Genomic DNA, 24980 nt, shown 5'->3' on the forward strand with positions numbered 1-24980 from the left:
ATGAAAAAATTTCTAGAGAAAATCCCCAACACTCTCTTATTAGGGATTGGTGCGATATTAATTTTTATTCCCATGTATCTGACCTTGGTTAACTCTTTTAAAGATAATCAACAGATTACCCAGCATTTCTTTTCTTTACCAAATCCTTTGACCCTGGATAATTTTGCTAAATTATTCAAAGAAGGGATTACTGTATTCTATGGAAATTCCCTACTCATTACAATTGTTTCTTTGTTATTGATTATCATTTTTGTACCCATGGCAGCCTTCTCTATCGCGCGTAATATGAGTAAGAAAATGATTTTCTCAATTCTTTATGGCTTGATGATCATTGGGATTTTCATTCCTTTCCAAGTTCTTATGATTCCAGTAACTCAACAAATGGGACAGATGGGTTTGCACAATACACTAGGTCTAATCATTCTGTATATCACTTTTGCGATTCCTCAGACCTTGTTCCTTTATGTAGGTTATATTAAATTGTCTATCCCAGTTAGTCTGGATGAAGCAGCCTCTATTGATGGTGCTGGTAAAGTTAAGACTTACTTTTCTATCATGTTCCCAATGATGAAACCAATGCATGCAACCGCTATTATTTTGAATGGTTTGTGGATTTGGAATGACTTCATGCTTCCGTTACTTATGTTAAATGATAATGATAAAGCCTGGACTTTGCCACTGTTCCAATACAATTTCCAAGGAACTTACTCAACAGACTTTGGACCAAGCTTTGCAGGTTACTTTGTTGGTCTAGTCTCTATCACTATTGTCTATCTATTCTTCCAAAAATCAATTATTTCTGGAATGAGTAATGGTGCGGTTAAATAAGGGAAAATTAGAGAGATTAATCTTCCAAAATGCTTACTAAATTTATCTGATAAGAGGAGTTAATCAATGGTTGAATTAAATTTAAATCATATTTATAAAAAATATTCTAATGCGAAACATTATTCTGTGGAAGATTTTAATCTAGATATTAAGGATAAAGAGTGAATAGGTTACACTAAACTAGACAGAATTTATAAAGTGTTCTACACTTGAACCAATAAAGGAGAAAATTATGTCTAGAAAACCACGTCGTCACTTTACGGATGATTTTAAGCAACAAATTGTTGATCTTCACCAAGCAGGAAGAAAACGCAGTGAACTCATTCAAGAATATGACTTAACCCCATCTACTTTTGATAAGTGGGTAAAACAAGCAAGAACGACTGGATCGTTTAAGTCGGTTGATAATCTGACAGATGAACAACGTGAACTGATTGCCCTTAGAAAACGAAACAAAGAATTGGAAATGCAGGTAGACATCCTAAAGCAAGCAGCGGTGATTATGGCACAAAAAGGGAAGTAATCACTGCTAACAAGGATAAATACAGTGTTTCAGCTATGTGTCGCCTGCTAGGAATACCTCGGTCTAGCTACTACTATAAGGCAGCTGACCTTGTTGCTGAGTCAGAGCTTGAAGCGTCCGTTGAGAAGATTTTTTTAGAGAATCAGAAGCGCTATGGAGCTAGAAAAATCAAGCAAAAGCTGGAGCAAGAAGGGGTCACGGTATCACGCCGTCGTATTCGCCGCGTGATGAAACGACTAAATCTAGTGTCTCTCTATCAAGAAGCTGCTTTTAAACCTTATTCCAAGGGAAAAAATGAGGCACCAATCCCCAACCACCTCGACCGTCAGTTTGATGCCAAGAATCCCTTAGAGGCCATCGTTACCGATCTTACCTATGTTCGTGTCAAGAACCGCTGGGCTTATGTTTGCTTCATTATCGACCTCTATAATCGTGAAATTATAGGATTGTCAGTTGGTTGGCATAAGACAGCAGAACTGGTTAAGCAAGCCATCCAGAGTATTCCTTACGCTCTGACGAAAGTAAATCTATTTCACTCAGATCGTGGCAAGGAATTTGATAATCAGCTGATTGATGAGATGCTTGAAGCTTTTGATATTACTCGCTCGTTAAGCCAAGCTGGCTGTCCTTACGATAACGCTGTAGCAGAAAGTACTTACTGTGCTTTTAAAATCGAATTTATTAACCAAGAAAGTTTCCGTACGCTTGAGGAATTAGCTGCCAAAACGAGAGATTATGTCCATTGGTGGAACTATCATCGGATTCATGGCAGTCTCAATTACCAAACACCAATGGCTATTCGACTCATCGCTTAGAAAAACACTTTATAAAAATTGTACAGAAAAGTGTTGCCTTTTCAAACAACACTAGTGAACAGTAAAATTCAATCATTAAAGGAAGAACGTAACGCCGATAAATTACGAAATACTTATGATGAAATTGTAAATGAGTTGCTTTCGGAACGAGAACAGGCAATCAGAATTGCTCAGGCATATAAAGAAGAATATGAAAAAGTACATATTGATGATAAAGATATTGAGTATTTGCACAATACTTTAGAACGGGTTATTTCTCTGCTATCTTCATTTACTAGTGTTGAAGATGGGAAAGAAGATTCAATGAAACAATTAGTTGCTTTACTGAACAAGGATACTTTAAAGACTATGCAATTATTGGGATTTAATTACAAGGAGGCAATAGGAGAACCTCTAACGGGGGTTTGTTCAAATGCTATAAGAAATAAATTAGGAGGTCTATCATCTAAGAAAAACGTACGTAACAAAAAATAATTTAACTAATGGTGTGAACTTTTAGTATTTATCAGCTCAATTCTTTGTAATTTTGGGGTAAAATTCACACCATTCAGATAAAATTAGTTGAAATTGATTGAAATAACACTTTCAGAAAAGCGTAGAAATGCTTGATATTAAAGACTTTTGAAATTTAGTCAAACAAAAGTTGTTCAAACCAGGTCTTAAGAAAGCTCGTAAAGCTTCACAATTCTCAAAACGTTAATCAACTCGATTACATCAACATTTCAAGACATTCAAGATTTTTATCTTGGGTGTCTTTTTTTGCTCGAAAATCAAAAGTTTCCCTGAAAATTTCCCTTAGCTCTTTTTGATTATTCGGAAGGCTGTTTCGTAAAAAAAGAGTGCAATGCGCACTTACACATCACTCTAAAAACGAGTGATGTAATGGCTAAAAATCGTGTATCAGAAGTTGCTTATCGCAACAACAAAATTTCATGCTAGTAGCGTCTCTTAAATGAGTGAGTCTTTGTTTAAATTTGTGATACATTTTTCTGATCCATCAAGAACTTCCTCAAAGATAAAATGCCCCAGCGCTTATTCCTTAATCGCCCTTTGTCATTGATTTTGTAATAAGAATTGCGTCCTATTCGGTTACAATCCTCACAACAAAATAGACTATATAAAACCATAAATACTGCAAGCTATCACATTGTAATACAAGAACGAAGTGATAAAATGATGTATTGTCAGATCTGAACGAATGCTTCCGATACCCTTAAGATAATCGTTCATCATTCGGTATCCAGGAACTCCATTTTCGCGGTGGTAGATTTCAACAATTTTACGTTGAATCTCTGCCTTTTCCTGACGATAAGCATGTTTTTTGTTTTTAAGATAATTATAGTAAGCATTTGGACAGATGTTCATTCTTCTAAGAAGCCATCTGACCCCAAATGTCTGTTGATATTTCTAGATGAACTGGTACTGAGCTAATCGATTTCCTTCGCAAAGAATGCTGCCGCTTTTTTTAAAAAATCATTTTCCTTTTTGAGTTCTTCAATTTCTTTGCGTAGCTTTTTTGCAACTTCGTATGAATCAGATTCTTCCCGTTTTGTTGAGCTGTTATCACATTCTTTGCGGTATTGCTGTAACCAGTATGTCAGTGTGCCTTGTCCAAGATTATATTCTTCGGTCAGGCTTTTCTTGGTTCGTCCCTCTTCCAGATAGAGGCGAAGAACCTTTTGTTTGAGCTCAGGCTCGTAACGATTGTTTGTCATTGTAACATCTCCTTGGATTATGTATGTATTTTACCAAACTATACACAGGTGTTACAACTTAATTATATCAGATCAGGGAAATGCTAGTAAATTTAAAAGCTGGCGTAAGTGTAAATTCTAGTGATTATGATACAGGCTATTTTATATTAAAAACATCAGCAATAAAAATGGGAAATATTGATTTACTTGAAGTAAAATCAATTGTTTCAGAGGAAGTTGCTAGGGCTAAAACACCATTAATAAAAAATTCAATTATTATCAGTCGTATGAATACACCAGAATTAGTTGGTGCTTCTGGATTAGTTAGAGAAAGTATAGATAATATTTTTCTGCCAGATAGATTATGGCAAGGTCAAGTTGCTGGAAATTTTAGTCCCGAATGGTTAATACAATCTATAAATATAGCAGCTAACATAAAAAAAATACGTGATCTTGCTACAGGAACTAGTGGGAGTATGAAAAATATTTCTAAAAAGTCAATGCTAGATTTAATTATTAATGTTCCTACATTGGAAGAACAACAAAAAATAGGTTCATTCTTCAAACAGCTAGACGAGACTATCGCTCTTCATCAACGTAAATTAGAGTTGCTTAAGGAACAGAAAAAAGGCTTCTTACAGAAAATGTTTGTTTAGGGTCTATAATTATATAATAACCCCTAATAAACGCTATAAAAACAGCCCTTATAATCTTAAGAGTAGATTATAGGGGCTGTTTTTTTTGTTTAGTGGTACAATAGATAATGTATAGAGTATAATTATATTTGAGGAGATACAAATGAAAAAAAGAATTACTATATTTTCGGTTCTGTTGCAAAGTTTTAAATCTACTATCAAATAAGGTAGAATAATAGAAAAAGATAGCAGGAGGAATGACGATGAATGAAGATTATAATGAAGACCGCTATAGCGAAGAAAATTTATTAGAAAGTAATTTTCCCAACTTAAATAAAAATTCTTCCCAATTTCAAGAAAAACTAGAAGATGTTCATGAAATAGAGAACGCCTTAAAAACCTTAATGACCTTGTGTGGACAAGACGAAAAAAATCCTGATTTAGATAAAACACCGTTTAGAGTAGTCAAAGCTTTTCTAGAATATACGACAGGTTACAGGGAAGACCCAGCTTCTCATTTAGAAAAAACCTTTGATATTACCCAAAATGATCCGATTATTGTGAAAGATATAGAATTTTATTCCATGTGTGAACACCATTTTGCTCCTTTTTTTGGAGTGGCTCATGTGGCTTACATTCCTAATAAAAAAGTAACAGGATTATCTAAAATTGCTCGAGTAGTAGAAGGTTACGCCAGACGTTTTCAAGTGCAAGAAAGATTGACCAATCAAATTGCCGATGCTATTGAGTCAGTTTTAGAATCACGTGGTGTAATGGTGGCGATTGAAGCGAAACATTTATGCGTTTCAAGTCGCGGGGCAAAAAAAGAAGAAGCGAAAACTTTTACCCTAGTAAGCCGGGGTGTCTATCGGGACAATCCTGCGTTACGTTCAGAGTTTATGATGGCCATTAAGTGAGGAGGTAGGGAAGTTGATTAATAAAGTTGTCTTTATTACAGGAGGAACAAGAGGAATTGGGAGACAAATAGCCCTTATTTTTGCGAAAGCTGGGTATCAACTTGCCTTAAATTATCACCATAATCAAAAAATAGCCCAAGAATTTCAGCAAGAATTAATGACTTCTTTTTCCACCACTGTCCGCCTTTATCCAGGAGATATTGGAAGGGAAGAGGAAGTAGTGAACATGACTGAAAAAATTTATCAAGATTTTGGTCAGTTAGATATTCTAATTTTAAATGCTGGTCCATTTATTCATGAAGAAATTAAATTAAAAGACTGTACCACGGATCAATGGCTGCACATGATGAATACTAATTTAAATAGTTTCTTCTATTTAATGAAGGCAATTCTTCCACATATGGAAAGGCAAAACTGGGGACGGATTGTTACGTTAGGTTACGATCAAATTGAACGAGTGACTGGTTGGCCTCAAAGAGGAGCATACAGTGCAGCAAAAACAGGGGTGGCAGCTGCCGTTAGAACTCTAGCAGTGGAAGAAAAAGAATTTAATATTACAGTAAATATGGTTTGCCCCGGAGATATTAAAGCCCAGTGGAAAGAAGCAAGCATTGAAGAAGCTGAAAAGGAACAATTAAGTGAACAGGCAAAAAAAGAAAAATTCATTGAAGGTACTAGAAAAGAAAAATTTCTTGAAGAAGTCAAAAAGGAAAAGGCCCCTGAAGAAGCTGAACAGGAAAAATCCGTTGAAAAAACTGAAAAACTCAACAAAGTAAAAAGAACCGACACTATCTCAAGTGCTTTTGAAAATGCCAACTCTAAAAGAAAAGCCACGGGTGAAGATGTGGCGCAGACGATTTACTTTCTCTGTCAAGATAGTGCTGAATATTTAACAGGGAATATTTTAAATCTAGCTGGAGGAGAAAATATTATTGCTCGAAAAATGACTGAAAAATAGCCTTATTTTTGATGGAATTTTTCCTCTTTAGAAGACACTTGAGTTTTGGTATAATCAAGGTAACATGGTGTTTAACTTTTGAGAGCGTAAAATAGTTTGTGTAAATTAGGGTATTGAAAAAGGAAGACCTTATTCGTATGATTAAAGCGACTAAACCAAATCAAACGGAGGTCTTACCTATGAATCAGTTTAACAAAGAAATCGCTCAAGCACTACTAGAAAATACCAATTTAACAGAAGTTTTTCGCAATCAACTTGAAAGTACAATGAATTCTCTTTTAGAAAGCGAACTTACTGCTATTTTAGGATATGATCCTTATGTGCGCTTTAATAACGGAAACTATCACAATGGCGATTACACCAGACGACTAGACACACAGTTTGGTCAAATCAATGTCCGTGTCCCTAGGGACAGAAAAGGAGAGTTTCATCAATCGTTGATTCCTCCATACACTCATCGTATTGATAGTTTAGAAACAACCATCATTCAGCTCTATGAAAAAGGCATTACCACTAGAGAAATTGCTGATTTAATTGAAAAAATGTATGGCTCACATTATAGTCCAACTACTATTTCTAACATCACCAAAATGGTGGACGAACAAGTGACTGCTTTTCATTCTCGTCCTATTTTTCATTCGCAATATGTTTGTCTATTTCTAGACGCGACGTATATTCCGTTAAGACGTGATGCTGTTCAAAAAGAAGCAGTACACATTGCCTTAGGAATTACTTCTTCTGGTGAGAAAGAAATTTTGGACTATCTTATTGCCCCACAGGAATCAGATATTGCATGGTCAGAGTTGCTAGGTAGTCTTGTTTCTCGGGGCTTAACTGACGTCCAACTCATTGTTGCCGATGGCATGACTGCTATTCAAAATACCTGCGAAAGAAATTACCCTCAGGCAAAATTTCAACGTTGCCTAGTGCACATTAATCGAAACATTATGGGAAAAGTTCGTATTTCTGATCGTCAAGAAGTAGCCAGTGATTTCAAAAAAATTCATCACGCCAGTACTACTCAAGAAGGTAAAGAAATGATTCAAACTTTTATTGACAAGTGGCAGAAACGTTATCCCAGGATGACCCATTCTCTTCAAGAGACCGAAAATCTCTTGACCTTCACTCAATTTCCTAAAGGGTTCTGTTGCGAAGTTTGAAAATCAAACGCGCCCTCTCTGAACTCCAAATATCTTAGGCTGGTATTCCCATTAATACCTTGATTTCAGTACAGACCGAAAACCCGAAGAGAGTGCCTTCTTTTCGGGTTTTCTTATATAATCCTCGAATGGCTTCCATGCCTTTAATCGTGGGTGAGGCAGTGCGTAAACTTCGATAGAATTTATTGCGTCTCTTTACTGGACGATGGTCTTGTTCAATCAAATTATTCAGGTATTTAATGGTACGATGTTCTGTCCCTTGATAAAAGCCGTATTCTTTTAGTTTCTTAAAGGCACTTGTAATAGAGGGGGCTTTATCTGTGACTACAACCTTCGGTTCATCAAACTGCTTCACTAACCGCTTAGGAAAAGCATAGGCTGCTTGTGTGTCGCGTTTTTTACGTAACCAAATATCCAAGGTTAAACCATCTGCATCGATGGCTCGATACAAATAATGCCATTTTCCTTTAATTTTGATGTACGTTTCATCCATTTTCCATGAATAAAAGGATTTTTTATTTTTCTTTTTCCAAATTTGATAGAGTAGTTTGCCATATTCTTGCACCCAACGATAAATCGTCGTATGAGAAACGTTAATGCCACGATCATATAAGATTTCTTGAACTTCACGATAGCTAAGGTTATAACGAAGATAGTAGCCCACGGCTACAATAATCACATCCTGCTGAAATTGCTTTCCTTTAAAATGATTCATCGTCATTCCTCCTGCTATCTTTTTCTATTATTCTACCTTATTTGATAGTAGATTTAAAAATTTGCAACAGAACCATAATTCCTACAATCCCTCTGATATAGAACAAAGGCTATCTGAATTATATGAGGATAGTGATGTTTCAAAGAAATCAGGCATTTATGAATATTTACTTAGTAAAGAAAAAACCGAATTGATAAAATTGCTATCAATTCGAGCATTTACAGAAACAGATAAGAAGTCTAAATATAAAGAACAGACAAATGAAACTAAAAAATCTAATAGCTCTAATTGCCCTGTATGTATTACCGACAAACAGTATGATCACATGACCCATATTTGGACTTATAAAGAAATGGCTGGAGACCATATTATGCCATGGAGTAAAGGTGGAAAAACTGAGCGAGGTAACTTACAAATGCTATGTAGGCATCATAACGGATTAAAATCTAATTTTTGATTCATTTCCGAATAATTTAAATGTTGTGAACTTTTTCGGTATAAATTAGCTCAATTCAGTGATTTTTGGGGTAAAATTCACACCATTCAGATGAAATTAGTTGAAATTAGATGAAGTTTTGAGTTCTGAAAACCCATGAAAACGTTGATTTTAGTAGCTTTTGAAATTAATTCAAACAAAAGTTTTTAAAACCAGGTCTTAAAAAAGCCCGCAAGGCATCACAATTCTCAAAACGTTAATATTCAGTTATATCAACGTTTCAGAGCACTTTGCGAAGTTTTCGCAAGGTGCTTTTTTGATGAAAAAAGTGCTTTGGTAATCCTTTTGGTAATCTTTCGAGACTTGGTTTTTGGTCAATATGAGGCTGAGCAATAAATCTAGTTCATTTAGACTTATTAAGATACTCTGCAAATTTTGTAATTGACTGTTTTTCACCAGCTTTTGTAGCATGGCTATAAGTGTCTAAAGTCATCTGGCTGCTTGCATGGCCTAAGCGTTTAGCAGTATTGACTGGGTCAATTCCCATTTCAATCATCAAGGTTGCGTGAGTGTGTCTAAACCCATGTGGGCTAATCTTTTTAAGATTATGCTTACGTATAATACGTTTTAGAATATTGTTGATATAGTCAGCGTGTAAGGGTTCTATCTCACCATCTCGGTTGTAGTATGTAAACATAAATTCTTTGTCGAGAGAAAGAGGCTGTACTGATAATTGCCACTTTTCTCTGCTAGTTTCCTGTTTCCGTTTGTTGAGGATAGAACAGGTTTCATCATCAAGATAGATAGAGCGCACAGAGAATGTATTTTTAGTTCCTTTTTCAATGGCATGGCCATCTATTCTTCCTAAACTTTTGCTAACTGTTAATAGTTGATTCTCAGAATCAAAATCTTCTCATTTAAGGGCGTAGAGCTCTCCTTTTCGTAACCCACTGTATGCTAGTAATCGAAATAGTGCATAATGTTTATAAGGTTCATTTTCTAAAATGATTGTCAAAAAATGATGCAACTCGTTAACTGTCCAATAGTTCTCACTGACAGTTTTTTTGAGTTTAGGCATAATAACCTTGCTCATAGGATTTCGTTCAATATAATTCATATTAATGGCAAATTCAAATATTTTAGAAGTATAAGATTTGATTTGCTTCATGTTTTTGAATGTCTTGGCTTTGTCAGTGATGAAGGTTTGACAATCTAAAGGACTGATTTTTGAAATTTTCTTTTCTCCAAAGACAGGAAGAATATGTAGGCGATAGAGGTCGGCAGTTTTGGCTGCAGTAGTTGCTTCAACAGTATCTTTATAAGCTTCATACCAGCTTTGATAAAGCTCTTGGTAAGTGTAAGTTGTTTGAGCAGTAATATGGACAAAAGTTCCACTATTCAACTGATGATTAACAGCAGTTTCATGAGCTTTGGCAGCTTTGCGCGTCTTGAATCTTCATTTAGTATAATATTTTTTCTTACCGTAGTCGTTTAGACCAAGGTAAACTTTAACAAAATAGGTGACTCCTTTGTAGATTGGTACTTGTGTACAGACATAACAGTTCTCCGTTTCTAAGTTTTCGGAGCTTATGTAATTGAGAAACTGTTCGTTTATTTTTTGTGTCGGTCTTCTTGTCTAATTCGGTATTCTTCAGTCTGAATCCAGGTTTGCCAAATTTCTGACTCTCGTTTTAAACTATTCATGTGTTTAGTGAAAGTTTTCATGAATTCTTCCTCATGATTGATCAAGTAGCGCGCTAAAATGCGCCTAAAATCGTCTGAGAAGCCTTCATTTAAGGGCATAGACAAATGAATCTCTCCTAGTTCGATTCCTTTCTTAAGCTTCTCCATATCGCTTTTAAAAGGTGTTACAGAAGTAATTTCAGATGTCTTGAAACTATCAGTGACGATTTTTAAATTTGATGGAGCGTACCTTTCTTCGTCAATTCCAAGGATGTATGCCACTGAGACACCAAAATAATCCGCTAACTTTTGAGCATTCTCTTTTTTAGGTTTTCGGATTCCTTGATTGTAGCTAGATAATGTTGGATAGGATATATCTAGTGCCTCGCTGATAACTTTTATTTTTTTGCCACTTTCTTCGATAAGTTTAGCTATATTATTAGTCATAGTTACCTCCTAGTTGATATTTTAACACATTTAATACAAAAAGTATAATACCACTTGACAAGGATACAAAAAGTATTTATAATTTAAAATGTATAATAAAATATACAAATTTCGGAGTTTATTTAATTGAGAAACGGAAACGAGGTAATAATATGTCTGAAGAAGCGACTTTAGTTGTTCAACTTCCCAAAGTTTTGGAAAAACAGTTAAGGGCACATTATGATGAAATGGTCTCTACAGCTATTGAAAGAGCGCTAGAAGATAAAGAACTATACAAACCTATGGTTCAGATGGCCGCTCTTTCTAGGTGGCTTGATGTATCAACGACAACCCTTCAAAAATGGACACGAGAAGGAATGCCTACAATGGTCATTGATGGGATAACTCTGTACGATAAACGAGCTGTCACTAGATGGCTAAAGCAATATGAAAGATAGGAGGTACACGTATGAGTGAAGTACAATGGATTAAGATTACTACAGATATCTTTGATGATGAAAAAATACAGTTGATTGAGTCAATGCCCGAAGGAGATACTTTAATTGTCATCTGGTTTAAACTACTCGTTTTAGCAGGTAAACAGAATTACAGTGGAGTCTTAGCTCTAGGAGATAAGGTCTTTTATACAGAAGAGATGTTAACTACAGTCTTTAGGAGAAAGTCAACGACTGTGAAGCTGGCTCTGAAAACATTTGAACAATTTGGAATGATTGCTTTTGTGGATGGAGCAGTCACAATTCCTAAATGGGAAAAACATCAGAACATTGATGGTCTTGAGAAAATTCGTCGGCAAACCAGAGAAAGAGTGGCTCGTCATCGTCAAAAGCAAAAAGCTCTAGTAAGTGGGCAAGATAGTTTATCAATAGAATGTAACGTTACAGAAACGTTACCTGTAACGGAAAGTAACGGTCAAGTAACGCAACAGATTAAGAACAAGAATCAGAAAGAGAATAAGAATATACTAGATAATAGTTCTAGAGAGACAGAAGATCAGTCAACAACTTATCTCAAACCAGAGTATCATTCTCTTTTGCAAGTGATTGCGGATAGATATAACGATCGTTTTATTTACCCCTATAATTACACCCTAACGCATAAGCAAAAAATGGCGATTGGACAGTTTTTAAGCGAAGGCTATATGACTTCTGATGAAGTCTTGGGAATGATAGGTCGTATTCCTAATGATGTAGAGTCACCATTAGCCTATTTAATGAGCTCTATGGAGCGCCTAAAAGATGAGCGATTATTGGAAGCAAGGTAATTGCTCATGAAAATGCTAGAAAGTTTTACCAAAAGGGAGAAGAGTAGAATGACAATTTATTATCAATTGGAGAATATGCTAGTCGCTGGTTTTAAATCAGAAGAAGAGTTACAACGGTATCAAGGGTTAAAAGCAGAGTATGAGGAAGAAACCCTGGATTATAGTTTCTAAATTAGAGAAATTGTCAATCAATTAGAAATTATTATCCAGAGTAGAGAAAATGACTTCCCAAATTTAGAAGAAGGGCTGTTGCAAGATTATCAGGAACTTGTAGAATATTTGAGGGAATACGATGTGTCTCAGGCAGAAAATACATAAGGAGAATTTATCGTGGTTGAGCGTTATCGAACAGTTCTGAAAAAATTCTATATCACAAAATCGCAGAATCAAACGCTAAACTACCTTATCAGTTATACAGGTTTAAGGAATTTTTCTAACTATGCTAGGAAAATGTTATTTAAGAAATTCCCTATTGTTGTGGTATTTGATGAAACTTCATTTGAAGACTTGATATTTTCTTTGAGGCGAATTAAAAATAATATCAATCAGTTAGCAAGGATAGCTGAGCAATCTCAGGATCTTCAAGCATTACGAGCTATGACTTACAGTGTTCAAATGATTGAAAAATATGAAAAATCGTTCCTTAAATACCATAAAACGAAAAAGGCGAGGTTACTATCAAAAGTGGATGAATGAAAAATAGAATTAAAAATATCGTGAAGCAAGTCTTTTTGACTGAGGATGAGAATAAAAGATTGTTAGCATTAATGGCTAATGAAAAAGAGTCAAACTTTTCCGCTTTTGCCAGAAAGAAATTATTTAACCAAGAGATTGAATCATGGACGATTAATTTTCCAGAGTATGAGCAACTAACAGAGCGATTCATTCAGATTGGCAGATCAATTAATATGATTGCCAAGTTGTCAACTCAGGTTGGAAATATTTCACAACAGAATTTTATAGAACTTGGTCAGTTTATAACTCAATTATTGGATGAATTGGAAAAGGGACTCTCAGTTAACCTGAAAAAGAAGTCTACTAAACATTAAATAAGTAAATGAAACCGCAGGAATTTATCTGCAGTTTTCTTATGTCCTTCTAAAAAATGATTGTCTGACAATGTCAGCCACCGTGTCTGGCACGGGGAATTTAGAATTGATACAAAAACATAATTTTAGGTCTTTGCGAGCTCAGATAGTGTATACACACTATCGAAAAAAATAAAACATCAGGAAAGGTCGAACCGACAATTTTCCTGATGTTTTTAATATCTGGGGAGAATCCTCAGAACCCTTGATAAATAATTCGAGATAAAGTTAGAAAATGGTATAATAGGTGGAGATATAATCGTTTTCAAGGAGTAGGTTTTGGAAGAGAGCTTAATTAAATCAAAACAACGTGTTCAAAAACATGGAGAAGTCTTTACACCTGCTTGGATGGTTCAGAAAATGCTGGATACTCCTGGAGTGAAAGAAGCTTGTGAAAGTGTATATAAGACCTTTTTAGAGCCATCTGCAGGCGATGGCAATTTTTTGCAAGCTATTTTAGAGAGAAAGCTAGAGGCTGTGGTCAGACAGTATGACAAACGAAATTGGAAAACAAAGTCTTTGATTGCTCTCTCGTCCATATATGGCATAGAGTTTTTAGAAGATAATTTGGAAGTGGCACGTTCACGGATGTTTCTTTGTTATTTAGACTGGTATGAGCAAGCTTTTGGAACTAGACTAAATAGCAAAAATGATATCTATCAATCAGCACACTATCTTATTCATAAAAATATTGTGAGAGGAAATACCTTGACTCAGCAGCATCCAGTTACAGGGGAGCCTATCAGGTTCAATGAGTGGCAACTGGTCAAAGGTCATCCAAGTTTGGTAAGAAAAATCCCTTTTGCACTTTCAGAACTTTTGGGTAAAGAAGTAGAAGACAATCGGACAGTCGTGGAAGGACAACTGAGTTTTTTTGATATAGATGATGAATTTATTATTGAGAATGAATCTGTTAAAAAAGCAGATGTGATAAAAGAGATAACCATTCAAAAAGTGTATTTACTAGGAGATTAGGCTATGATTTCAAATTTTGAATTTTTGGCAATTGATATAGATACAGCCGAGCTTTTTAGAACCATAAACATGGCTGAAGAAAACTATACACATGGGGACTATGAAGGCACGCTGACTAAGGTGAGAAAAGTTGCTGAGAATACAGCGAGGTTGGTTGCCGATAGAGAATATTTAGATATTAGTGAGCGCGCCACCTTTAATGACGTACTAAGAGAGATAAGAGACTTTATTCCCAATAAAATAATTGTCGATCACTTTTATGATATCAAGGGAAAGGGGAATAATTCTGCCCATGTCCTTAATCCAGAAGATGCGACAAAAGAAAATGCCTTAAAATCACTAAAACAAGTCTTTGACATACTAGCTTGGGTCATGCTGACCTATATTGAACCGGATATTAAAGCCAGTGCAATTGGTCAGTTTTTAGAACCGAGAGCACAAGAAATGTACACTACGGCTGAGCGGAAGTTTATCTATATTCAAACAGTTAACAATGAAAGTGGACTATTTAATGCCTTCGAAGGGACTCAAAAAATTGGTGAGGGTAGCGTTTCTTCGGATGATATTGAGACAGATTGGTCGCCAAATAGTGACTTTTTACGTACTGTTGCCCCAAAACGTATTAATCAATACATGAAAACATCTGGTCTTCCTTACACGCTTGGTTGGGTAGAGCTTGCTTACAAAAAGGCGACCAAGTCCTGGTTTCATGATTATGATGTGCATAATGTCTTGAAGCGTTCGGGGATTAAACAGGCTGAACAACTGGAAGGAACAGAGTGGTTCAAGACGGATTTAGAGACAGCTAAGGCTGCTATTAAAGCTGTTAAAGAAGGTAGAAATTATCTAAATATTACTGCTAAAGAATCATTTATTGAAGAACCAGTTATCACCCTTCGTCCAGAACAAGAGGCAGCGGTCGAGCAGACTCAAAAAGTCTTTAAGAAAAAAGACCGAATGCTCTGGAATGCTAAAATGCGTTTTGGTAAAACCTTGACGTCCTTGCAATTGGTCAAGAATGAAGCCTTTCAAAGAGTGCTCATCATGACTCATCGTCCTGTTGTGGCGGATTCTTGGTTTGATGATTTCAAGAAAATGAAGATGAGCGCCGATGGGTATGATTATGGCTCAGTCAATCAAGGAGAAACGCTTGAAAACCTGAAGCGAGGAGAAAAACCTTTTGTGTATTTTGCTTCAATCCAATTGCTTCGGTATAATGGCGGACAAACCAATCTGAAAGATTTTGCAGATGTGGATTGGGATTTGATTATCATTGATGAGGCGCACGAGGGAACGCAAACCGAGCTCAGTGACACTGTTATGAAAGAATTGGTCAAAGAGCATACAAAGATACTTGAACTATCTGGGACACCTTTCAATCTTTTGGATCAATTTGACGAGGAGCAAGTTTATACTTGGGACTATGTCATGGAACAACAGGCTAAGAAGAAGTGGGAATTAGAACGTCCAAGTGAGCCAAATCCTTATGAAACTTTGCCAAAAGTATCGATGTACACTTTTGAAATGAAGCATAAGGAACGTTTTTCTGATGAGAGTAAGTCGTTTAACTTTAGAGAATTTTTCCGTGTGGCTGAGGATGGTAAACTTGTTTATAAGCAAGAGGTTCGCCAATTCTTAGATAATATCACACATCCAGATAGTCGTACGAACTACCCTTTTTCAACGAAGTCTTATCGTGAAGAGTTGCGTCATACGCTTTGGCTTATGCCAGGTGTTAAGGAAGCTAATGCTTTTGAGGACTTGCTTAAAGAACACCCTATTTTCGGGAAAGAATATAAAATTGTTAATGTTGTTCGAGGAGCAAGTAGCGATGATGGAATTGCTAACGATGCGGACATAGAGAAAGTTCGTTCTGCTATTGGTAAAGACCCTTCGCAGACAAAAACCATTACCCTGACTGTTCGTAAGCTGACAACAGGCGTCAATATCCCAGAGTGGACAGCTGTTCTCTTCTTGTCTAATACCAATAGTGCCATGAACTACCTACAAGCTGCTTTCCGTGCCCAGACGCCTTTTTCTCATGAGAAATTGGGAATGAAGACAAATTGTTATGTTTTTGATTTTGCCCCTGATAGAGCCTTGACGGTCATGGCGGAGAGTGTCCAGATTAACTCAGGTGTAGGGAAGAAAAATACGCAAGCACAAAAGCAAGCTATGGCTCGTCTTCTAAACTTTATGCCAATCTTAGGGGCTTCAGACAATGGAATGAAGACCTACGATGTGGATAGAATGCTGACACAGCTCAAGAAAGTTTATGCTGAAAAGGCAGTGCGGTCAGGTTTCGAAGATGACAGTCTATATAATGACAATCTTTTAACTTTAACCGCTGATGATGCAAGCATGTTTACCAAACTAAATGCTATCGTTGGTAAGACACAGAGTCAAAAAACGCCTAAGAAAGTTGTAATTAATGAAAATGGATTGACAACTGAAGAGCATGAGCAAGCTGAAAAAGCTAAAAAGAAACCAAAAGCTAAACGAACAGCAGAAGATCTAGAGGTTATCGAAAAACAAAAAGAAGCGAAGAAACAGCGGAAAAATATGATTTCTATCTTACGTGGGGTTTCTATCCGTATTCCGATGATGATTTACGGTATGGCGGTCGATTTATCAAAAGATATCACCATTCAAGACTTTATCAAGCAGGTGGATGATGAATCGTGGAAAGAGTTCATGCCAAAAGGTTTCACAAAGGGAATGTTTAGTGAGATTACCAAGTATTATGATGCTGAGGTCTTTATCGAAGCAGGTCGTATCATTCGTCAGCGTGCCAAATCCTTTGATGATCTGGACTTCATCGAGCGTGCGGAGCAGATTGCAGAGCTGTTTGGTACCTTTAAAAACCCTGATAAGGAAACGGTACTGACACCATGGCGCGTGGTCAATCTCCAACTATCTAAGTCTGTCGGTGGGTTGAACTTCTATGATGATAACTTTGAGTCGGTGACAGATGGTGCGACGTCAAATCTTCACTGGGTGTCTAATGAAGTGACCCCATCAATCTATCAACGAGATACGAAAATCTTAGATATCAACTCAAAGACAGGTCTCTACCCTCTTCATAGTGCCATTAGCTTGTATTATCAAAGAGTGGCAGAAAATGATGACAACCATTTTGAAGCTGACCAAGTTTATCAGGATATTTTAGCGAACAACATCTATGCTATTGCCAAAACGCCAATGGCAAAAACCATTACCGAACGTACACTGACAGGCTATCGGAAGTACAAAACCAATGTCACCTACATTGAAAATTTGACCGATACACTAAAAGTAGATATCAAAAAAGGAAAAGAAATGGTAGAGGAGGTCTTTAAGAACGTGAAATTTGATGTAGTGATAGGAAATCCTCCGTATCAGGAAGAAGCGGTTGGTAAAAGACCGGAACCTATTTATCATAAATTTTTAGATTTAGCTGCAGAACTTTCATCAAAGGTTGTAATGATTCATCCAGCTAGATTCTTATTTAATGCTGGTCAGACACCAAAGTTTTGGAATGAAAAAATGCTTAATGATGAGCATTTAAAAGTGGTGTTTTATACTCAAAGTAGCTCAGAAATTTTTCCTAATACAGATATTAAGGGTGGTGTGGCTGTAACTTATAGGAATAGTGATGAAACATTTGGTTCTATTAAAACTTTTACTGCATATGAAGAACTAAATGAAATACTTGATAAAGTAGTTACAAGTAATTTTAAATCTATTAATGAAGTCATGTTTGGATTTAATAGCTATAAGTTAACAGAAAGAGTATACAGTGATTATCCAGAGTTTGAACAAAGAGTTGTTAGTCCGCAGACTAGAACATACATGCTCACAAACATATTTTCTCGCCTTCCTGAAATATTTTTTAATACGAGACAGTCTGATTTAGATATTCAAATTTATGGACGTGAAGGTAATGATAGAATATTTAAATATATTCAGAAAGATTATGTGACAGCTCATCCAAATTTAGAAAAATATAAAGTAATTCTCCCAGGTTCTAATGGTAGTGGGATTCTTGGTGAGGTACTTTCCTCTCCAATTGTTGCTGCTCCTCATATTGGGCACACACAAACTTTTATCTCCTTTGGTGCTTTTGAAAGTTATAAGGAAGCAGAAAATCTTTTGAAATACCTTAAAACAAAATTTACAAGAGTTATGTTAGGGACAATGAAGATAACACAACATAATGAAACAGCATCAACTTGGAAAAATGTTCCTCTACAAGATTTTACATCCAACTCGGACATTGATTGGTCACAATCAATCGCTGAGTTAGACGCACAGCTCTATCGAAAATATGGACTTTCGGATGATGATATTGAATTTATTGAGAGTAAAGTGAAGGAGATGGGGTAGGAATATGGAGCCTTATTTTACAGAATCAGTAGTCAATGCTGGAATTGAACTAGGTATATTAGCTGTCAAAGGAACAACAGCTAAAATAAATAGTAAAATCCAATCAATGAAAACTGAGCGTGAAGCAGATAAACTTAGAAGTGCTTACGATGACATTGTTAATGAGTTAATTATTGAAAGGGCTGAGGCTCTCCGGATTGCACAAATCTATAAAGAAGAATATGAAAAGGTCACTATTAAGGATGAGGATATAGAATATCTCCATAATACCCTTATTCGAATTATTTCTTTATTCAGCTCTTTTGGAAATGTCACAGAAGAACAGTCAGCATCGTTTCGACAGATAGCAGAATTATTGAACAAAGATACTTTAAAAACGATGCAACTTCTTGGATTCAATTATAGAGAAGCGATAGGAGAACCATTAACTGAGATTTGTGCAAATGCTATAAAATCTAAATTGGGGAATTTTTCTAAGAATAAGAAAAGATAGATATATTCTGAGATTGTTTCAGTTCAACAGGTGACAATAAGGAGAAGAATGACAGAAATAATAAATTATCAAGCCAAAGAGGAACTAGATGATTTTGAAGTTACTCGATCAAAGATTACAGCAAATGCATTATTTAATTTTATGAGAGAGTACTCTTATTTGGAAAAAGCCATACTTAATATGGCCATTTGTCCGAGGTATTATCCTGAGGACATCAGTTATCTAAACTTAAAATCTAACTTTAAGGATTTAACAGAATGGTATATTCCCATGACATGTTTTTGTGATATTCCCTTACACCAGATAAGTTATCATGCGGAAGGAAATTCGGTGTCATCAATCGATCAGGGATATGGTAAGTTTTCAATAGCCTTTCATAAGGAATTTGGAATTTGGAATTAGGAAGGGAATACAACCAATTCATTATCTTAATGAGAACTCTGCTCATGTAGAAGAGCTGGTAAATGCTATGCATTTATTATTAAATCAGGTAAATACTGCTGCAGGTATTAATGAAGTCTTAACCAATTTCATTTTTGAGTATATTCGGATGATTAAACCCTATGTAGGTAAGATGAAACGTAGGGATAAAGATAATAATGTTATAGAAATAACAAAGAATTTTCAAGATGAACATGAGTGGAGATATATTCCGCAATTAAATCCGGGAGAACTCCCTTTAATGTTGGTTGAGGAAGAAGATATTCGTGCTGAGGAAATCAATAAAATTTATACGAATAGCATACCACAAACACGTAATGGGGTATTAAAATTTAATGTAGAAGATGTAAGGTATATATTTGTAGAAACTGTTCAACATAAGGAACGTTTAATTCGATTTATTAGAGGGAAACGAAAAGGAAAGAGACTATCATCTCAAAAAAAATATTCTAATCTCAAAAATAATGGTATATGATGAGTCAAAGGAGGATTGGTGATGGTCATCTCAAAGTTTGATTCGGTATTTTCTAAAAATAATAAAGAAGTTAAAGCTCCGACTGCTCTAAGAAAAAAACTCAACTTGTCAGCACCTAGAGGCTATTCATATGAGCTAATGGAAGGAACGAAGGATATGTATGTCTTATGTTCTAAAAAGAGCCGTCAAGAGAACAGCTTTCAAGTAAGGATAAAATTTCCGTTAGAATTTGAAGGTATGACGATACATAGTATTGATGAATTAGTTGAAGCTATGTACAGGACTCAAAAAGTTTTCAAACTAGATGAATCACCTTTTCAATACCGTTTTGCAGGTTTGAAAATGACCATCAAACAAAACGACCGCTTGTTGTTGAATGACTTTCTTGTCTGTGACCCGCTAGAAGATGATATGGGTGAGATTGGCTTTTTCGAAGGATACAAAAATTACAATTCCGTGACCATTATTGACCCGCTTTTGACGCAAAAACACGTGGACCAATTCAGAGAAGTCCTAGCTAGTATTGATACGGATTGTCGATATGGTGTTACTCAAATTGATTCAGGTGTGGTCTTGCGTGTGCTTGGACCAAATTACCACGAAAATCGTCGCCTCATGTGGTTATTTACCAATTTTTACCGCGAAGAAATCAAAATCTTCTCTCCAATCAATCTTAGAAAGCCGGATGTTCACATTCGATAGGTGAAAATGATGTTTTTAGATGTTATTTTAGGAGGCTTAGGGGCTATCCTTGGTGCCTTTTTGCGTTCAATCTTAAGTGATAATCTCAATGTCAAAGGCAATAAAATCCCTTGGGGAACGCTTTGGGCCAATGTGATTGGCTCTGTGCTTGCTGGTGTCTTGGTTGGTATGGCTGCCAATCATGCCTTGTCCCATAGGGCAAATGTCTTTCTCATCGGCGGTTTCTGTGGTGGTTTGACGACCTTTTCAACTTACTCGCTGGAACACTACAAGATGGTCTTGGCAAATACTAAAGGCATCGCTTGGCTCTACTGGTTAGCCTCTGTTCTGATTTGTATCTTCTGTGTTTATGTAGGCCGATGGCTTTATGGAATCATTTAGGAGGGGAACATGAAAAATAGTGAAAAATACAGTGCAATTGCAAGTGGTGCCTTTTTTGGTGGTGGTCTTCGTGTTTTAGTTGGAAATCTCACACCTGCTAGCTGGGGGTCTTCCTTTGCTGTTCTTTGTGTCAATATACTAGCCTGCCTGATTATCGGCTGCTTTACAGGATTATTTATCAAACACGTGACCAATCCTTTTACCAACAAAGCTATCGTGACAGGTTTTTGTGGTAGTTTATCGACTTTTTCATCGTTTTCAGTCGGCATTGTGCAACTCTTGGCGTCCAATCGTGTGATAGAAGCTGCTTGTTATATTGTCTTAAATCTCGTTATCGGCTATGCTGCGGTAGTCGTAGGACTTCGATTGACTTTGGGCAATAAAGTTAAAGAATATTTAGTAAAATAATTTAATGAATTGATTTAGTGAATTAAAAGAAAGAGAGTATATCGTATGGATATACCATATAATTACTTAAGTCCAGAAACGTGTGCGGTTTTGGCTGCAGGAGCGCTCGCTGTTGTTGGCTATTCTGTGCGAAAAGTCAAGGTTGAATTAAGCGAAAAATCAGAACTCGCACCCATGTTAGGGATTGCCTCGTCCCTTTCCTTTTTGATTATGATGTTTAATGTGCCTGTTCCTGGTGGTACAACGGCACACGCTGTTGGAGGAACTTTGCTGGCCATTTTGATTGGACCGTACGCTGCCTGTCTGTCCATAACGGTTGCCTTGATTTTGCAGAGTTTCTTATTTGCAGATGGCGGGATTATCGCTCTTGGCGCCAATGTGTTTAACATGGCCTGCGTGATGCCTTTTGTTGGCTATGCTATTTACCGTTTCTTTGCCAAACGCCATCACAGTGACCTTGGGGTTATCCTTGGTTCTTATATTGGTATCAATGTATCTGCCTTGCTAGTTGGGGTAGAACTAGGCTTGCAACCTGTTCTTTTCCATACGGCTAGTGGTCAAGCCCTTTACAATCCTTACCCACTATCAATCACAGTTCCTGCCATGACCTTGACGCACCTCTTGTTTGCAGGACCAATCGAAGCCTTCTTTACTTACGTCATTTACCGCTTTGTTAAACGCGTTACTCCAAATGAACTCTACGAAAATGCCGCTATTCAGTCAGAAAATGCCAAAACATCCTTTAAACCCTTGTATTACCTTTTAGGAGCTCTAGTGGTTTTGAGCCCGATTGGATTATTAGCTCAAGGAACAGCCTTTGGCGAATGGTCAAAATCTGAAATGCTAGATAAATTAAAATCAGAAGGTGTAGCAAGCCAATTACCACAGGGGATGGCTAAAGGATTGGACTATCAAAGTTTGTTTAGTGACTACACAGTTCCAGGCACCAATCTCCCACTAGGATATATTTTGAGTGCTATTACTGCCATTATTATCTTTGTTTTAATCGGGAAAGTATTAGGAAGTCTGAATGGAAAAGAGAGAGACTAATCTAACTTTACCTACTTGGTTAACCGCAGAAAATCACGATAACATCAAGACGGACCCCCATCGCAATTACATTCAGATCAACATCAGGGGTGTTATTCGCCTGCTTAATTTTTTAACAAATACCAACGTTTCTTACTCTTCCAAAAAATCCCCTTGGATACGCCTACTATCTTTAATTACCTACACTATCATGATTTTAAAAGGAACCAGCTTAACCTATCTTTGGATAGTAGGACTGTTGTTGTTTATCAAATTGAGCGTTTTGCCAGGTTCAGTTATCATTAACATTATCAAAAAATTGTTTCGTTTGCTTATCGTATCTGCCATTGTTTTACTCCCAAGTATTGTGATTAGCCAAAACGATATGACCCTATTTTTGATACGCGTTGGATTGATTTTAGTGAATATTTCCATCTTCCTCACCATTACCTCGTGGCAGCAGTTTATTTTAGCGCTTCGTCAATGGCATCTGCCTACGATTATCATCCTAGTCATTGACATCACGATAAAATACATTTATATGCTAGGAATGTTTTTAGAGGAATTATTATACAGTATTCGTTTGCGGACCTTGGGGCAACACGTGAGCCGCCAAGTTTTAGGGGCCTTATTAGGACAATTGTATTTGTCCTCAAAAGAACGCACAACCGAAACCTACCAAGCTATGGTGCTAAGAGGTTATACCCGTGATTCAAAGGGGTATTCTTTGGATAGACGCCTCCCTTTTAACCGCTATGATTTCGGTGTTTTAGTCGAATTAGTTGCCTTGATTGTCTTATATTTTATCTAAAGTAGGAGTCGCTGATGATTAAAATAGAAAACGGAAATTATCATTATACAAATAGTATTGGGATTCATGATATTAACCTCGACATTTCTAAGGGAGAAACGGTCTGTATCATGGGACCCAACGGTTCAGGGAAATCCACTTTATTGAAGTTGATAGTCGGATTGTGCCCTTTTGAGGACGGAGAATATTTCTTTGAAGGCGATAAGATTGATGCTGATTTCTTAAATGATAATCAAAAAGTCGGCAATTTTTATCGCCATTTTGGCTTTGTTTTCCAAAATCCCGACATTCAACTGTTTAACATGACCGTCTATGACGAGGTAGCTTTTGGCTTGCGTAACCTAGATTTATCAGAAGACGAAGTCAAGCAACGTGTCATGGATAGCCTAGAATTGCTGGGTATTAACCACCTCAAGGAGCGCGTGCCCTATCACCTCTCAGGTGGTGAAAAGAAACTAGTCGCTATCGCGAGTGTCCTAGTCATGAACCCAGACGTGATTATTTTTGACGAACCCTTTAACGGCTTGTCCCCTAAATATCGCAAACTCATTACAGAGCTGATTCAACGACTTCAAACGATTGGCAAGACCTTTATCATCTCAAGTAACCATTTTACGCAAATTCGATACCTCGTTGATAAGGCTTATATTTTTACAGAAGACCATACACTTGACAAAGAAGTCCTCCTCAAAGATTTGGAAGACCTACCAGACTTTATCGAGTATTTGGACAATATATAGACATACCAAAAAGTAGCAGAAATCCCCATGAACTGCACCCCAAAAGTGGCTCATTGTCAACTGTAGTGGGTTGATGCTAGCTAACATCTAGAGAGAACCAAATTGGTTTTCTCTTTTTTGACGTTCAAAGCGATGAAAATGCGTTTTTTAAAGTTTTCAAAGTTCCTAAAGCCATAGGCATTCCGCTTGATAACCTTGATCAGATTGTTAGTAGCTTCGAGTTTGCCATTAGAGTAAGGTAAAGTAATGGCGTTGATGACTTTCTTCTTATCCTTTCGGAAGGTTCGAAAAACCGTCCGAAAGATTGGATGCACGAGCATGATATTGTCTTCAATGAGCTCAAAGAAGTGATCAGTGTTTTTCTCCTGAAAGTGGAACAGTAAGAGCTGGTAAAGGTCGTAATGACATTTCAATTCTTCTGAATAGCTGATGAGTCGATCTCGAATTTCTTTATTTGTTAGATGTTCTCTAAAGGTTGGACGGTAAAATCGCTTGTTATTCATCTTGCGACTATCCTGCTGTATCAGTTTCCAGTAGCGTTTAAGAGCTCGATATTCTATTGATTTACGGTCAAATCGGTTCATGATTTGGATACGAACACGGTTCATAGAACGACTAAGATGTTGGAGTAAACTAGTCCAGTGGACTATTTTAGCCCGAGCTTAAAAAATGAGAAAGCGAGGGGAAAACGGTCGAGAACGATTTGAGCATGCGGAAAAAGCTGTTTGGCCAGCTGTTAGTAAGGACTATACATATCCATAGTGATGAATTGTACACGTTCACGGACCTTTCTGTGATAACGCAGGAAATGGTTGCGGACGACTGCCTGTGTTCGTCCATCTAAGATAGCGATGATATTCTTGTTATCAAAATCCTGAGCGATAAAGCTCATTTTCCCTTTCTTAAAACTATACTCATCCCAGCTCATGACAGTAGGCAGGTGATTCAAGTTGGTTTTAAACTGAAACTCATTGAGCATACGGATGACAGTTGAGGTTGA

General features: G+C 36.6%; 23 protein-coding genes and 7 pseudogenes. 25 read left to right on the forward strand and 5 right to left on the reverse strand.

Going from position 1 to position 24980, the window contains the following annotated elements; all coding sequences use genetic code 11:
- The 3 genes from HFK82_RS05715 (at position 1) to HFK82_RS05725 (ending at position 2640) form a co-directional block, all read left to right on the forward strand.
- Positions 1 to 828, forward strand: coding sequence for a carbohydrate ABC transporter permease (locus tag HFK82_RS05715; protein WP_148525817.1), 828 nt, complete (start codon positions 1 to 3; stop codon positions 826 to 828).
- Between the two features lie 232 nt (positions 829 to 1060).
- Positions 1061 to 2166 (forward strand): IS3 family transposase gene (locus tag HFK82_RS05720; protein WP_168261114.1). Its coding sequence is split into 2 segments (ribosomal slippage): positions 1061 to 1337 and positions 1337 to 2166, totalling 1107 coding nucleotides; the frame shifts between segments, so codons are not numbered across the junction.
- Between the two features lie 18 nt (positions 2167 to 2184).
- Positions 2185 to 2640, forward strand: coding sequence for a hypothetical protein (locus tag HFK82_RS05725; protein WP_240928844.1), 456 nt, complete (start codon positions 2185 to 2187; stop codon positions 2638 to 2640).
- Between the two features lie 953 nt (positions 2641 to 3593).
- Here HFK82_RS05725 and HFK82_RS05730 read toward each other — a convergent pair.
- Positions 3594 to 3881, reverse strand: coding sequence for a transposase (locus HFK82_RS05730; protein ID WP_168261118.1), 288 nt, complete (start codon positions 3879 to 3881; stop codon positions 3594 to 3596).
- Between the two features lie 80 nt (positions 3882 to 3961).
- Here HFK82_RS05730 and HFK82_RS05735 point away from each other — a divergent pair, with 80 nt between their 5' ends.
- The 4 genes and pseudogenes from HFK82_RS05735 to HFK82_RS05750 all read left to right on the forward strand — a co-directional run.
- Positions 3962 to 4516, forward strand: a complete 555-nt coding sequence (locus HFK82_RS05735; protein ID WP_239472562.1) for a restriction endonuclease subunit S — start codon at positions 3962 to 3964, stop codon at positions 4514 to 4516.
- A gap of 242 nt (positions 4517 to 4758) precedes the next feature.
- Positions 4759 to 5412 carry a GTP cyclohydrolase I FolE gene (gene folE, locus HFK82_RS05740; RefSeq protein WP_226994652.1) on the forward strand — a complete coding sequence of 218 codons (654 nt, stop codon included), beginning with the start codon at positions 4759 to 4761 and terminating at the stop codon, positions 5410 to 5412.
- A gap of 13 nt (positions 5413 to 5425) precedes the next feature.
- Positions 5426 to 6370: an SDR family oxidoreductase gene (locus tag HFK82_RS05745; RefSeq protein ID WP_002295192.1), complete on the forward strand. Its 945-nt coding sequence runs from the start codon at positions 5426 to 5428 to the stop codon at positions 6368 to 6370.
- 179 nt (positions 6371 to 6549) lie between these two features.
- Positions 6550 to 7509: pseudogene (locus tag HFK82_RS05750) on the forward strand (IS256 family transposase); the annotation flags it as partial.
- A 55-nt stretch (positions 7510 to 7564) separates the two neighbouring features.
- Here HFK82_RS05750 and HFK82_RS05755 read toward each other — a convergent pair.
- On the reverse strand, positions 7565 to 8245 hold the full coding sequence (locus HFK82_RS05755) for an IS6-like element IS1216 family transposase (RefSeq protein ID WP_168261119.1): 681 nt from the start codon (positions 8243 to 8245) through the stop codon (positions 7565 to 7567).
- A 61-nt stretch (positions 8246 to 8306) separates the two neighbouring features.
- Here HFK82_RS05755 and HFK82_RS08755 point away from each other — a divergent pair, with 61 nt between their 5' ends.
- Positions 8307 to 8702, forward strand: a complete 396-nt coding sequence (locus HFK82_RS08755; RefSeq protein ID WP_154626012.1) for an HNH endonuclease — start codon at positions 8307 to 8309, stop codon at positions 8700 to 8702.
- A 382-nt stretch (positions 8703 to 9084) separates the two neighbouring features.
- On the opposite strand, the pseudogene HFK82_RS08760 reads toward HFK82_RS08755, so the two are convergent.
- Together HFK82_RS08760 and HFK82_RS05775 are read right to left on the reverse strand one after the other, a co-directional pair.
- Positions 9085 to 10238: pseudogene (locus HFK82_RS08760) on the reverse strand (tyrosine-type recombinase/integrase).
- A 54-nt stretch (positions 10239 to 10292) separates the two neighbouring features.
- Complete coding sequence (locus tag HFK82_RS05775; RefSeq protein ID WP_168261121.1) at positions 10293 to 10811, reverse strand: helix-turn-helix domain-containing protein; 519 nt, start codon at positions 10809 to 10811, stop codon at positions 10293 to 10295.
- Positions 10812 to 10963: 152 nt separating this feature from the next.
- On the opposite strand from HFK82_RS05775, the gene HFK82_RS05780 reads away from it, so the two are divergent.
- The 17 genes and pseudogenes from HFK82_RS05780 to HFK82_RS05850 all read left to right on the forward strand — a co-directional run bounded on the left by HFK82_RS05780 (position 10964) and on the right by HFK82_RS05850 (position 23980).
- Positions 10964 to 11248, forward strand: coding sequence for a DNA-binding protein (locus tag HFK82_RS05780; protein WP_168261122.1), 285 nt, complete (start codon positions 10964 to 10966; stop codon positions 11246 to 11248).
- 11 nt (positions 11249 to 11259) lie between these two features.
- Positions 11260 to 12119: pseudogene (locus HFK82_RS05785) on the forward strand (phage replisome organizer N-terminal domain-containing protein).
- Between the two features lies 1 nt (position 12120).
- A pseudogene (locus HFK82_RS05790) lies at positions 12121 to 12410 on the forward strand (DUF5962 family protein).
- Positions 12403 to 12768 (forward strand): plasmid mobilization protein, encoded by a 366-nt coding sequence (locus HFK82_RS05795; RefSeq protein WP_018166603.1) that lies wholly within the window; start codon positions 12403 to 12405, stop codon positions 12766 to 12768. Before HFK82_RS05790 ends, HFK82_RS05795 begins: the two are co-directional and overlap by 8 nt.
- Positions 12765 to 13121, forward strand: a complete 357-nt coding sequence (locus HFK82_RS05800; RefSeq protein WP_168261123.1) for a transposase — start codon at positions 12765 to 12767, stop codon at positions 13119 to 13121. Before HFK82_RS05795 ends, HFK82_RS05800 begins: the two co-directional genes overlap by 4 nt.
- Positions 13122 to 13439: 318 nt before the next feature.
- Positions 13440 to 14135, forward strand: a complete 696-nt coding sequence (locus HFK82_RS05805; protein ID WP_168261124.1) for a DNA methyltransferase family protein — start codon at positions 13440 to 13442, stop codon at positions 14133 to 14135.
- A 3-nt stretch (positions 14136 to 14138) separates the two neighbouring features.
- On the forward strand, positions 14139 to 18500 hold the full coding sequence (locus HFK82_RS05810; RefSeq protein ID WP_168261125.1) for an Eco57I restriction-modification methylase domain-containing protein: 4362 nt from the start codon (positions 14139 to 14141) through the stop codon (positions 18498 to 18500).
- A gap of 4 nt (positions 18501 to 18504) precedes the next feature.
- Positions 18505 to 18993: a hypothetical protein gene (locus tag HFK82_RS05815; protein WP_168261126.1), complete on the forward strand. Its 489-nt coding sequence runs from the start codon at positions 18505 to 18507 to the stop codon at positions 18991 to 18993.
- Positions 18994 to 19041: 48 nt separating this feature from the next.
- The gene (locus HFK82_RS09155) at positions 19042 to 19395 is read left to right on the forward strand and encodes an abortive infection system antitoxin AbiGi family protein (RefSeq protein WP_272869848.1); all 354 of its coding nucleotides are present in this window, start codon (positions 19042 to 19044) and stop codon (positions 19393 to 19395) included.
- The gene (locus tag HFK82_RS05820) at positions 19379 to 19909 is read left to right on the forward strand and encodes an abortive infection system antitoxin AbiGi family protein (RefSeq protein WP_272869849.1); all 531 of its coding nucleotides are present in this window, start codon (positions 19379 to 19381) and stop codon (positions 19907 to 19909) included. Before HFK82_RS09155 ends, HFK82_RS05820 begins: the two co-directional genes overlap by 17 nt.
- Positions 19910 to 19930: 21 nt before the next feature.
- Positions 19931 to 20221: pseudogene (locus HFK82_RS09360) on the forward strand (abortive infection system toxin AbiGii family protein); the annotation flags it as partial.
- A gap of 12 nt (positions 20222 to 20233) precedes the next feature.
- Positions 20234 to 20611: pseudogene (locus HFK82_RS09365) on the forward strand (urease accessory protein UreD); the annotation flags it as partial.
- 9 nt (positions 20612 to 20620) lie between these two features.
- Positions 20621 to 20992 carry a fluoride efflux transporter CrcB gene (gene crcB / locus HFK82_RS05830; RefSeq protein ID WP_240928847.1) on the forward strand — a complete coding sequence of 124 codons (372 nt, stop codon included), beginning with the start codon at positions 20621 to 20623 and terminating at the stop codon, positions 20990 to 20992.
- 9 nt (positions 20993 to 21001) lie between these two features.
- Positions 21002 to 21400 (forward strand): fluoride efflux transporter FluC, encoded by a 399-nt coding sequence (locus HFK82_RS05835; protein WP_168261128.1) that lies wholly within the window; start codon positions 21002 to 21004, stop codon positions 21398 to 21400.
- A gap of 45 nt (positions 21401 to 21445) precedes the next feature.
- Positions 21446 to 22450: a cobalt transporter CbiM gene (cbiM, locus tag HFK82_RS05840; RefSeq protein ID WP_168261129.1), complete on the forward strand. Its 1005-nt coding sequence runs from the start codon at positions 21446 to 21448 to the stop codon at positions 22448 to 22450.
- Positions 22431 to 23240, forward strand: a complete 810-nt coding sequence (locus tag HFK82_RS05845; RefSeq protein WP_168261130.1) for an energy-coupling factor transporter transmembrane component T family protein — start codon at positions 22431 to 22433, stop codon at positions 23238 to 23240. Before cbiM ends, HFK82_RS05845 begins: the two co-directional genes overlap by 20 nt.
- 14 nt (positions 23241 to 23254) lie before the next feature.
- Positions 23255 to 23980 (forward strand): energy-coupling factor ABC transporter ATP-binding protein, encoded by a 726-nt coding sequence (locus HFK82_RS05850; RefSeq protein ID WP_168261131.1) that lies wholly within the window; start codon positions 23255 to 23257, stop codon positions 23978 to 23980.
- Positions 23981 to 24060: 80 nt separating this feature from the next.
- Here HFK82_RS05850 and HFK82_RS05855 read toward each other — a convergent pair.
- A pseudogene (locus HFK82_RS05855) lies at positions 24061 to 24980 on the reverse strand (ISL3 family transposase); the annotation flags it as partial.

Source organism: Streptococcus alactolyticus, assembly GCF_012277075.1.
Lineage (GTDB): Bacteria > Bacillota > Bacilli > Lactobacillales > Streptococcaceae > Streptococcus > Streptococcus alactolyticus.

Coding starts and splice junctions, on each gene's coding strand:
- folE (WP_226994652.1), top strand. CDS start 4,759: ATGAATGAAGATTATAATGAAGACCGCTATAGCGAAGAAAATTTATTA.
- HFK82_RS05775 (WP_168261121.1), bottom strand. CDS start 10,811: ATGACTAATAATATAGCTAAACTTATCGAAGAAAGTGGCAAAAAAATA.
- HFK82_RS05755 (WP_168261119.1), bottom strand. CDS start 8,245: ATGAATCATTTTAAAGGAAAGCAATTTCAGCAGGATGTGATTATTGTA.
- HFK82_RS05780 (WP_168261122.1), top strand. CDS start 10,964: ATGTCTGAAGAAGCGACTTTAGTTGTTCAACTTCCCAAAGTTTTGGAA.
- HFK82_RS05845 (WP_168261130.1), top strand. CDS start 22,431: ATGGAAAAGAGAGAGACTAATCTAACTTTACCTACTTGGTTAACCGCA.
- cbiM (WP_168261129.1), top strand. CDS start 21,446: ATGGATATACCATATAATTACTTAAGTCCAGAAACGTGTGCGGTTTTG.
- HFK82_RS05735 (WP_239472562.1), top strand. CDS start 3,962: ATGCTAGTAAATTTAAAAGCTGGCGTAAGTGTAAATTCTAGTGATTAT.
- HFK82_RS05835 (WP_168261128.1), top strand. CDS start 21,002: ATGAAAAATAGTGAAAAATACAGTGCAATTGCAAGTGGTGCCTTTTTT.
- HFK82_RS09155 (WP_272869848.1), top strand. CDS start 19,042: ATGACAGAAATAATAAATTATCAAGCCAAAGAGGAACTAGATGATTTT.
- crcB (WP_240928847.1), top strand. CDS start 20,621: ATGTTTTTAGATGTTATTTTAGGAGGCTTAGGGGCTATCCTTGGTGCC.
- HFK82_RS05850 (WP_168261131.1), top strand. CDS start 23,255: ATGATTAAAATAGAAAACGGAAATTATCATTATACAAATAGTATTGGG.
- HFK82_RS05730 (WP_168261118.1), bottom strand. CDS start 3,881: ATGACAAACAATCGTTACGAGCCTGAGCTCAAACAAAAGGTTCTTCGC.
- HFK82_RS05815 (WP_168261126.1), top strand. CDS start 18,505: ATGGAGCCTTATTTTACAGAATCAGTAGTCAATGCTGGAATTGAACTA.
- HFK82_RS05800 (WP_168261123.1), top strand. CDS start 12,765: ATGAAAAATAGAATTAAAAATATCGTGAAGCAAGTCTTTTTGACTGAG.
- HFK82_RS05810 (WP_168261125.1), top strand. CDS start 14,139: ATGATTTCAAATTTTGAATTTTTGGCAATTGATATAGATACAGCCGAG.
- HFK82_RS05715 (WP_148525817.1), top strand. CDS start 1: ATGAAAAAATTTCTAGAGAAAATCCCCAACACTCTCTTATTAGGGATT.